General features: G+C 37.9%; 6 protein-coding genes and 1 pseudogene. 6 read left to right on the plus strand and 1 reads right to left on the minus strand.

The window, feature by feature from the left end; genetic code table 11:
- Nucleotides 1-84 precede the first annotated feature (84 nt).
- The 5 genes and pseudogenes from B0G92_RS15405 (at nt 85) to B0G92_RS15425 (ending at nt 6,688) form a co-directional block, all read left to right on the plus strand.
- The gene (locus B0G92_RS15405) at nt 85-3,852 is read left to right on the plus strand and encodes a T9SS type B sorting domain-containing protein (protein ID WP_143395057.1); all 3,768 of its coding nucleotides are present in this window, start codon (nt 85-87) and stop codon (nt 3,850-3,852) included.
- A gap of 109 nt (nt 3,853-3,961) precedes the next feature.
- On the plus strand, nt 3,962-4,465 hold the full coding sequence (locus tag B0G92_RS15410; RefSeq protein ID WP_101472893.1) for a GbsR/MarR family transcriptional regulator: 504 nt from the start codon (nt 3,962-3,964) through the stop codon (nt 4,463-4,465).
- 55 nt (nt 4,466-4,520) lie between these two features.
- Nucleotides 4,521-4,841 (plus strand): hypothetical protein, encoded by a 321-nt coding sequence (locus tag B0G92_RS15415; RefSeq protein WP_101472894.1) that lies wholly within the window; start codon nt 4,521-4,523, stop codon nt 4,839-4,841.
- A gap of 55 nt (nt 4,842-4,896) precedes the next feature.
- Entirely contained in the window at nt 4,897-5,718 is an 822-nt protein-coding gene (locus tag B0G92_RS15420) for a DCC1-like thiol-disulfide oxidoreductase family protein (RefSeq protein WP_101472895.1), read from the plus strand.
- Nucleotides 5,719-5,784: 66 nt separating this feature from the next.
- Nucleotides 5,785-6,688, plus strand: a pseudogene (locus tag B0G92_RS15425) (TIGR01777 family oxidoreductase).
- A gap of 50 nt (nt 6,689-6,738) precedes the next feature.
- Here B0G92_RS15425 and B0G92_RS15430 read toward each other — a convergent pair.
- Nucleotides 6,739-7,548 (minus strand): hypothetical protein, encoded by an 810-nt coding sequence (locus B0G92_RS15430; protein WP_101472896.1) that lies wholly within the window; start codon nt 7,546-7,548, stop codon nt 6,739-6,741.
- Nucleotides 7,549-7,685: 137 nt separating this feature from the next.
- Between B0G92_RS15430 and gcvP the strand changes: the two genes are divergently transcribed.
- A complete protein-coding gene (gene gcvP / locus B0G92_RS15435) occupies nt 7,686-10,535 on the plus strand; it encodes an aminomethyl-transferring glycine dehydrogenase (RefSeq protein ID WP_101472897.1) in 2,850 nt (949 codons plus the stop codon).
- Nucleotides 10,536-10,641 lie beyond the last annotated feature (106 nt).

Consider the following 10,641-nt stretch of genomic DNA (forward strand, 5'->3'; position numbering starts at 1 on the left):
TTTTTTTTACCTTTACAGCTGTGGGAAACCATAATTTTTCTTACAGTTTTTTATATATTTGGAATCTTCCATAACGATTTGCTTATGAAAAAACTTTACCTCAATTTTATATTTGCATTAATTTTTTCTTTAAACGCAATCAGTTCCTACGGACAATTGCCGGATTTTACCCTTACCGTTACCGGAACGGATGAAACTTGTAACAGAAACGGAACCTTATCTTTTACAGTAAGCGGAACCCATCCAAATGCAGGTATTATATATACAATATACAAACTACCGGTACTTAACAGTCCTTATGCCACAGTCTCGACCAATTCTTTATCGGGGCTCACAGGAGGAACATACAGGGTTATCGCCACGCAGACTTTAGGCACAGAAAATAACCAAAAGCAAAAAGATTATGTCATTAATAGTACAGTTGAATTTTTAGAATTCAACATGACCTTTAGCGATATTAACTGTAGCCTCAATAGAAACTTAATTGTCAATGTCACCAGCGGTAATCCTATAGGATATGAAATTATTTCAGGCCCCATTATAAGGCCACGCCAAACGTCCAATATTTTCACCAATCTTGTAGCAGGAAACTACCTGATTAAAGTTTATGACTCTTGTGGCAACGCAGTATCCCGATCCTATACTTTAGTAACCCTTGAAGAACTTCCGAACAATTTGGAAATTTCGGCGGCTTCATCCCCTAATGAAGAACTCGTCAACTGTAATACAATTGGGGTTTCATATGCTTTAGAAATAACTGCCGGAGCTACGGTAAACTTCCCGCTTACTTTTGTATTTACTATTTTTCCTCCAGGTGGTGGTGCTCCTATTACAAGAACCTTTATAGCAAATAGCCCTCAGGAAAAATATGACTTTGAACTCCCATTTTACAACACTCATTACAATTATAATTTGCTGATTACTGATGCCTGCGGCAAAGAATACCGCCTGGATGGCAATGCTATGAATGAAGAGTTTTCAATAAACCTGGAACAGCATACACTAAATTGCGGAATAAAATCTTTTCTGGTTAAAACGAAAAACCTTACTTATCCATTAACTGTAGAATTTCTTTCTGCCCCGGTTGGATTTAATCCTTTAGCCTATGAGCCATCACACCCTACTTTCAATTACAATCCAACCTACGGGAATACTACCAATATACTTCCGGAAGGCACTTATATTGTAAAAGTAACCGATGCCTGCGGAAGAATAAAGACCTCTGAACTAACCATCTACCATGGAACAGATGCTCAATTTGTAGCTACGGGTTCCTGTGGCGCATCCGGTGTTATTTTTGGTGAAATTCTGGGTTCCAATATTACATCTGTAACAATTGACATAGCGCCTTCGGGCTTTGCTTTTCCAACTCCTTATAACGCCAATGCCTATATACAAGCTGATGGGGGCATAATAATCAACAATATACTTGTTCCGGGTCAATACACTATAACTCTTTTAGACGATTGCGGAAATTCTTATACAAAACCCGTAACGGTACCAGCCGTTGGATCTGGCACACCAAGAGTCAATTATCTTGGCGGATGCGAACCCGGATTTGGCTCCGTTTATATTGGAGGGGCAGCAGATATCAGAATATTAAGTGCTGAATTTATATCCGTACCCAGTAGCTATAACGGACCCATGAATGTTTTCAGTAATGTTAGAGGAAGTTATCTTATGATGAATTCTTTACCAATCGGAACTTATCGTATCAAGATAAAAGACTCTTGTAATGCAGAACATAACTTAACCTTACAAATCAAGGAATATATTGGCAATACCACTTTTGAAATTGTAGAAGGATGTTCTTCTTTTAATATCCGATTTAACCATACTAATAACAATGGTTCAGTTTCAAATTTAGGATACTGGCTACAAAAATTCAATCCGGCAACAGGTGAATGGGGCCATCCTGACACAAATGTTAGCTATCCTGAAAATACTTATCCTAATTCGAGCAATTCACTTCCGGTTACCAATAATAATGCATGGAACCTGAATTTCCCAATAGGTGGAAAATTTAGAATCATCACTGCGACATCCATCTACAACAGCGTAGGAAATGACAATTTTTGTGCATTTTCTATAAAAGAATTTGAAACAGGAATACTTCCTGAAATAAAAGGGGCATTAAACTTTTCTTGTTCGGGTACCCTATCTGATGTATTATTAAATGTAATAGGTGAAGGAGATTTCACCTTCAGGATAATTGAAAAAAACGGACAGCCATTCAACTTTTCAAACGGGAACAGTCCATTATTTACAGATTTGGAATCTGCCGTTTATGTTTTCGAAATAAAAGACCAATGTCAAAATACGAGCACCTATACTCATGATGTTACAGCTCCATTTGTATTTTCTATAGCTGCTTCTTTATGTGACGCACAAAACAGTACACTATCTGTTCCTAACTTTCCTTACCTGCAATACAAATGGTATAAACAAGGAGCGGAAAATGTCACATTGAGCACAAGTTCTACGCTAACTTTTGCACCTTTAAATGTCAGCACACAGTCAGGAATGTATCATGTGGCCATTACCTATCCGGCAGAACCGGATTCCTGCCTGAATCAAATCCTGAACTATCAAATCGATGCCGGAAACCCGCCAAATGCCGGAAATGACAATGATGTAGACCTATGTTCTATTCCTCCTTCCATCAATCTATTTGACTATTTATTAGGCAATGCAGACCAAAACGGAACCTGGGAACAAATCCCTTCTACAGGTGCTCTTTCATCAAATGTATGGAATACCGAAGGAGTCCAACAAGGCTCAACTTATTACTTCAGGTATTTCGTGAGAGGATTTTGCGGCGTTGAAGACGAAGCTATAGTCTCTATACATTTTAATAATGTTGTCCCTACTCCTATTATTAATCCTGTTGGTCCTCTTTGTGAAGGTTCTCCAATTAATATCAGTATTCAAAATCCAAATCTTCTGTACAATTATACCTGGTCCGGACCGAACGGATTTACGGCTACCGGTATCAATCCGACATTTCCAAATGCGACAATTGCAATGTCCGGAACTTATACCGTTACAACCAACTTGGTCAACTGTCCTTCTGAACCTCTGTCATTTGAACTTGTTGTAACACCACAGCCGGAATTTCATTTTACACAGGAAAACACCAGAATCTGCTTCGGACAGGAAACCACTCTGAAAGTAGTGCCTGACAATTTTGAAGAATCGGAAGCTGATTATATCTGGCGTAATGAAAATGGAGGAATCGTGGGCGGTAATTCCGCAGAAATTGAAATCAATGAACCCGGATTATATAGTGTCCTTGTAAACGTCAACAATTGTACTTTTTCAAAATCGGTACAAGTTGACGAAAACACAGATACTTTTTCTGTAGGAGCCCAGGCAAAATGTGAAAACGAGCACTACATGCTTACCGCTTTTGCAATAGACAATTCATTCAATGAATCAAACGCTACCTATACCTGGACAGGACCAAATGGTTTTAATGCAACAACACAATCGACAGACATTACCGGGCTGGAATCGGGAGTATACACCGTTGTAGTAACCAATGAAGAAGGTTGTACCGCTACTACATCAATTCCTGTAGAAAAAAGCTATTGTAAAATACCAAAAGGAGTTTCTCCAAACGGCGATAATAAAAACGACACCTGGAATCTGGCCGGACTTGATATTCTGAAAGTTAAAATTTTTAATCGCTATGGAACAGAAGTCTACGAAATGAACAATTACGTAAACCAATGGCACGGACAATGTTCTGACGGCAAACTGCTTCCTACTGCAACCTATTATTATTATATTGCATTTAGGGATGGGAAAGAAAAAACAGGCTGGGTTTACTTAAATCGTGAAGTAAATTAGTCCTCACTTTTAAAATAAAAGACCGTTGGCAGAAGCTGACGGTTTTTTTTATCAATTATTATTTTCAATTATTTTTGAAAGTTCAAAAATAAATTTATACATTTGAAGTATGGAATTCAAAGAGGCAAAAAATAAATTCATCCAAACATGGGGAGCATTAGGTTCTCAATGGGGAATCAACAAAACGATGGCGCAAATCCATGCGTTACTGATGGTTTCTCCAGAGCCGCTTTCTATGGAAGACATTATGGAAGAATTATTGATTTCCAGAGGGAATGCCAGCATGAACCTTCGTGCCTTGATGGATTGGGGAATTGTATACAAAGAATACAAATCGGGCGAAAGAAAAGAATTTTTTACTGCCGAAAAAGATTTAGATGAATTAGCCGTAAAAATTGCACAGGAAAGAAGTAAAAGAGAAATCAAACCCGCATTAAGAGTCTTAAAAGATGTTTCTTCCATCAAAGGCAATGAAACCAAAGAGACAAAACATTTTGTAGAACAGACTTCCAAGCTCTATGATTTTGTACTAAAAGCCGATAATATGATTGACAAGGTAACCGAATTTAAAGACAATTGGATTGGCCGTCTGGTCATGAAAATCATGAAGTAAAAAAAAATTTAATCCAAACTTTCATTTTTTTCTGAAAGTTTAAAAATTATTAACCATGACATTACTACAAAAAATTAATTGTTTCGCTATTGGCCTTCCCCTTGCAATAGCCGCATTGGCTGTATTTGAAGTCGGGATGTTATCATTTGCCTTATTATCAAAAGTTATTACAGGATTTCTTCAGGTTTCTATTGCGTTAGTACTTTTTGTTAATCATTACAAAAACAGACATCTCCAGGCCTATTTTTTGTTTTGCATTCTCTTCTTTTCATTATGGTATGCAACAGATTGGGGATGGATTTGGGCAATGCCGCCATCTTTAGCCCTTTATATGACGGTCATTGTGCATTATATAATATTAGAAAAGCCACACTAAAATTCTATATGTATCATATGTTATTTCTTCAAATTATTAATCAAAACGCTTGATTATGAAAACACTTGAAAACCAAACATTATTGTATGATGAAGATTGTCCACTCTGCCAGGCCTACACAACAGGTTTTATAAAAACAGGGATGTTGGACAAAAACGGCAAAAAACCATTTTCTAATCTGACAGAAGAAGAACACAGTTTTATCGATTTCAAAAGAGCTTCTAATGAAATTGCTTTGGTTGATAACAAAAACAAAACCGTCATTTATGGAATAGACAGTCTGTTGAAAGTGATCGGAAATTCTTTTCCATGGATAGAAAAAATCGGAAACATTCCTCCTGTGAAATACCTGTTGAAAAAACTTTATTCTTTTATTTCATACAATCGTAAAGTAATTATCCCCAATCAAAATACCAATACCACTGCTTTGCAATGTGTTCCAAGTTTTAATTATAAATATAGGATTATTTACATTCTCTTTACCCTTGTAATTACTGCCCTGACACTGCATAATTTTTCAAACCTCATCACTAATCTCCCTCAGGGAAATTTCGGAAGAGAGTTGGCTATTGCTTTCGGACAAATTGTTTTTCAAGCCTTGTTTTTACTAAAAATTGAAAAAAGAAATCTGGTAAACTATACCGGAAATCTGATGACAGTGTCACTGGCAGGTGCTCTGCTCCTGACACCCATCTTACTCCTGAACCAATTTATAAATATTCCACAAATCACCATCTTAATCTGGTTTGCCCTTGTAGTTTTATTTATGTTTATGGAACATTCCAGAAGGATTAAAATATTGCGACTTCCAACTATACTTTCTTACACCTGGGTAATTTACAGAGTAATTGTCTTGTTAGTCATCTTAACCTTTTAATTTAACCAACCCTCCTACCTGCCAGGGTTAATAACTCTGGCAGATAGGAAGAAAACACAAAAAATCATGAAAAAATTAATAATTGCAGCAGGAACCGGATTCTTAGGACAAGTTCTGGTGAATCATTTTAAAGATAAATTTGAAGAAATTATTATTCTTACCAGAGGAAGTTCGAAAATAAAAGGAAACATCAGGCACATAAAATGGAATGCCAAAACATTTTCAGGCTGGGAAAAAGAATTAGAAAATGCGGATGTACTCATCAATCTTGCCGGTAAATCTGTTGATTGCAGGTATACCGAAGGAAACAAAAAAAGAAATTCTGGATTCCAGACTTGAAAGCACACGCATCCTGAATCTTGCCGTACAGCAATGCCAAAACCCTCCTAAACACTGGCTAAACTCATCTACCGCTACTATTTACAGACATTCATTAGACAAAGAAATGGACGAAGAAAATGGTGAAATCGGAAATGACTTTTCTATGAATGTTGCCAAATCGTGGGAAAAAGTCTTCTTTGAAATACAAACTCCACATACTAAAAAAACAGCATTGCGAACCTCAATCGTATTAGGAAAAAACGGAGGTGCCTATCATCCTTTAAAAAATCTGACCAAAGTAGGTTTTGGTGGAAGGCAAGGAAAAGGAAACCAATTTATCAGTTGGATTCATGAAAAAGATTTTGCAAGGGCGGTAGCCTTTATTATTGAAAAAGAACTTACAGGAGTTTTAAATATAGTTTCTCCAAAACCTATTCGAAACATGCTTTTTATGAAAGCGCTTCGTAAAAGTTTAGGTGTTCCAACCGGAATTCCAATAAGCGAAAAACTCTTAAAATTTGGCGCAAGAATGATTGGTACAGAAACGGAACTCGTCTTAAAAAGCAGGAATGTTATCCCGAAACGGCTAACGGAAAATGGTTTTACATTTGAATTTGGAGAATTAAAGAAAGCTTTGGAAGATTTATGATAATTTCGACCCTTCCAGGGTTTAAAACACTGACAGGATTGCAGTTAGCATCAAAACAAATACACCAACCCCAACCAAAAAACCGGAATACTCTCGACCCAAAAAGATGTATAGTATTTGGAACGGTTTTCATTGGCAAAAATCATAAACAGCGAAGTAACAATAACCAAAATGGCATTGACAAAAAGCTGATTGGTGTCAATAGTACTTTTCAAAAACTCCAGAAAGTAAAGCGGCACCAACAGAAGCAGTCCCACAATTTTGGTCTTCTTCACCCCTATTCGCTGAGGTACAGTACCCAATGCCGGGCTGTCTGTTTTTAAATCGATAATCTCGAAAATCAAAATCAGGCTTATAACCAGTAAAAATCGTTGAGAAAATTTAAGAATAACATCCGAAAAAACTTCGGTGCCCGCATTAATTAACGGTAACAGTGTAGTAACTCCTGACCAGCAAAGAGCAACAATATAAATCTTGACACCGCTCCAGTTCCTGATATTTTTTCTGCTTGAAAATACTGGCACCGTATACAAAAAAGTCAGTCCAAAGAAAATAAAAGCCGTAACCTGGGTGAAGAATTTCAAATGAAAAAAGAAATAAGCAGCTGCTATAAAAGCAATCAGGCTTAAAACAGCTATCCCTTTAAGTTCAAATCGTAAAGGTTTTTTATTTCTGAAAAAATCTTCATATTTGATAAAATTATATCCGAAAATAGTCCCGAAAAAAGCAAAACCAGCCATGTGCAAATCAAAAGGATTTCGGAACATATGGTTGGTCATTAAAACCAGTGACAAAACGGCTACCGCAACGTGTATGCTGCCATTAATATAAAAATTAAATAGTCGTCTGATAGCCTGCATACTGCAAAAATAACGAAACTGTTAACAACACCGAGTTTTCGTTGAAAATTTCCTAAAAAAACCATGTTAAAAAAGGATTTATTTTTGAGATTAATAAGTATTTTTGTGCCACAAAAAACAACCCACGACAATATTATATGAAAACAGATGCTTTTGCTTTAAGACACATCGGTCCGAGAGAAAACGATTTGCAGCATATGCTGAAAACTATTGGTGTTGAATCAATTGACCGATTGATTTATGAAACGCTTCCTGATGACATCCGTCTAAAAGCGCCGCTGAATTTAGAACCAGCCATGACCGAATATGAATATTTGAATCATATTCAAAAACTAGGAAATAAAAACAAAGTATTCAAGTCATATATTGGTTTGGGTTATCATCCTGCAATTGTTCCTGCGGTTATTCAAAGAAATATCTTTGAAAATCCGGGATGGTATACGGCCTATACGCCTTATCAGGCTGAAATCGCTCAAGGCCGTTTGGAAGCACTATTGAATTTCCAGACAACTGTTATTGAATTGACAGGAATGGAAATTGCAAACGCTTCCCTACTTGACGAAGGAACTGCCGCTGCCGAAGCAATGGCATTGCTTTTTGATGTAAGAACACGCGACCAGAAGAAAAATAACGCTAACAAATTCTTTGTTTCCGAAGAAATTTTACCACAAACCTTATCGGTTTTGGAAACCCGTTCGACTCCAATTGGAGTGGAATTAGTAGTAGGTAATCACGAAGAATTTACATTCGGAAATGATTTCTTCGGAGCCATCCTTCAATATCCTGGTAAATATGGTCAGGTTTACGATTATGCCGCATTCATTGCACAGGCAAAATCCAACGAGATAAAAGTAGCTGTTGCAGCAGATATTATGAGTTTGGTAAAACTAACTTCTCCCGGAGAAATGGGTGCAGATGTAGTTGTTGGAACAACGCAACGTTTCGGAATTCCGATGGGTTACGGCGGACCTCATGCTGCTTATTTCGCTACCAAAGAAGAATACAAGAGAAGTATGCCTGGAAGAATCATTGGTGTAACTATCGACACTAACGGAAACCGTGCGCTTCGTATGGCTTTGCAAACTCGTGAGCAACATATCAAACGTGAAAAAGCAACATCTAACATTTGTACGGCTCAGGTTCTTTTGGCTGTCATGGCAGGAATGTATGCCGTATATCACGGTCCAAAAGGACTGGATTATATTGCCGGAAAAATACATGCTTCTGCAGTAACAACAGCCAATGCTTTAAGCAAATTGGGGATTGAGCAAACAAACTCATCTTTCTTCGACACAATTGTTGTAAAGGCAGATGCTCAGAAAGTAAAAGCGATTGCTGAGAAAAACGAATTCAACTTCTATTATATTGACAACAATACGGTTGCCATTTCATTTAACGAAACAACCGGTTTGGCAGACATCAATACTATCGTTTCTATTTTTGCAGAAGCTGCCGGAAAAGAAACGATAAAAGTAGCCGAATTGGCTACCCAAACACAATACAGTGAAAGTCTGAACAGAACCAGCACTTTCCTTGCACATGAAGTTTTCAACAAACACCATTCAGAAACAGCACTGATGCGTTACATCAAAATGCTCGAAAGAAAGGATTTGGCTTTGAACCACTCCATGATTTCTTTGGGTTCGTGTACGATGAAACTGAATGCAGCTGCAGAAATGTTGCCTTTGAGCATGGCAAACTGGAACAATATCCACCCTTTTGCCCCTATTGAACAAGCTGAGGGTTACCAAACTATGCTGAAAAAACTAGAACAGCAATTAAATGTTATTACCGGTTTTGCAGGCACTACCCTACAACCAAATTCTGGAGCGCAAGGGGAATATGCCGGCTTAATGGTTATTCGTGCTTACCACCAGTCAAGAGGTGAATCACACAGAAATATTGCCTTAATTCCGGCTTCTGCCCACGGTACAAATCCGGCAACGGCAACTATGGCAGGAATGCAGGTTGTGGTTACAAAAACATCTGAAAACGGAAACATTGATGTTGAAGATTTAAGAGCCAAGGCTATTCAATACAAAGATAACCTGGCATGTTTGATGGTAACCTATCCATCTACCCACGGAGTTTATGAAGCTTCAATTATTGAAGTAACAAAAATCATACATGAAAACGGCGGACAGGTTTACATGGACGGTGCCAATATGAATGCACAGGTAGGATTGACAAATCCGGCTACAATCGGAGCGGACGTTTGCCACCTGAACCTGCATAAAACCTTTGCTATTCCTCACGGAGGCGGAGGACCTGGGGTAGGACCAATTTGTGTTGCTCCACATTTGGTAGAATTCCTGCCTACAAACCCTGTAATCCCGACTGGCGGAAACCATGCAATCACCGCAATTTCTGCAGCACCATGGGGCTCTGCTTTGGTTTGTTTGATTTCATACGGCTATATTACTATGCTTGGCGCTGAAGGTTTGACCAGCTCAACACAACATGCCATCCTGAATGCCAACTATATCAAAGAAAGATTGAACGGACACTATGCTACTTTATATTCCGGCGAAATGGGACGTGCGGCTCACGAAATGATTATCGAATGCCGTCCGTTCAAAGAAAAAGGTATTGAAGTTACAGATATTGCCAAACGTTTAATGGACTATGGTTTCCACGCACCAACAGTTTCTTTCCCTGTAGCAGGAACTTTGATGATTGAGCCTACGGAAAGTGAAAATCTGGAAGAACTGGACCGTTTCTGCGATGCTATGATTTCCATCCGTAAAGAAATCGAAAAAGCTTCAGCAGATGACAAGAACAATGTCTTGAAAAATTCTCCTCACACATTGGCTATGCTTACAGCAGACACCTGGGATTTTCCATACACAAGAGAAGAAGCGGCTTTCCCTCTGGAATATATTGCAGAAAACAAATTCTGGCCATCTGTTCGCAGAGTTGACGATGCTTATGGTGACAGAAATCTGGTTTGTTCCTGCGCTCCTATTGAAGCTTACATGGAAAGCTAACAGAAATTTATTGAGTCGTCCTAAAATAGGTTGACAGATTTTAGAATAAAAATATATTAACCGGTCAGGTTTCCTGGCTGGTTTTTTTCATGTATAAAGTTAGGTG

The sequence above is a fragment of the Flavobacterium lindanitolerans genome, assembly GCF_002846575.1.
Taxonomy (GTDB): domain Bacteria; phylum Bacteroidota; class Bacteroidia; order Flavobacteriales; family Flavobacteriaceae; genus Flavobacterium; species Flavobacterium lindanitolerans.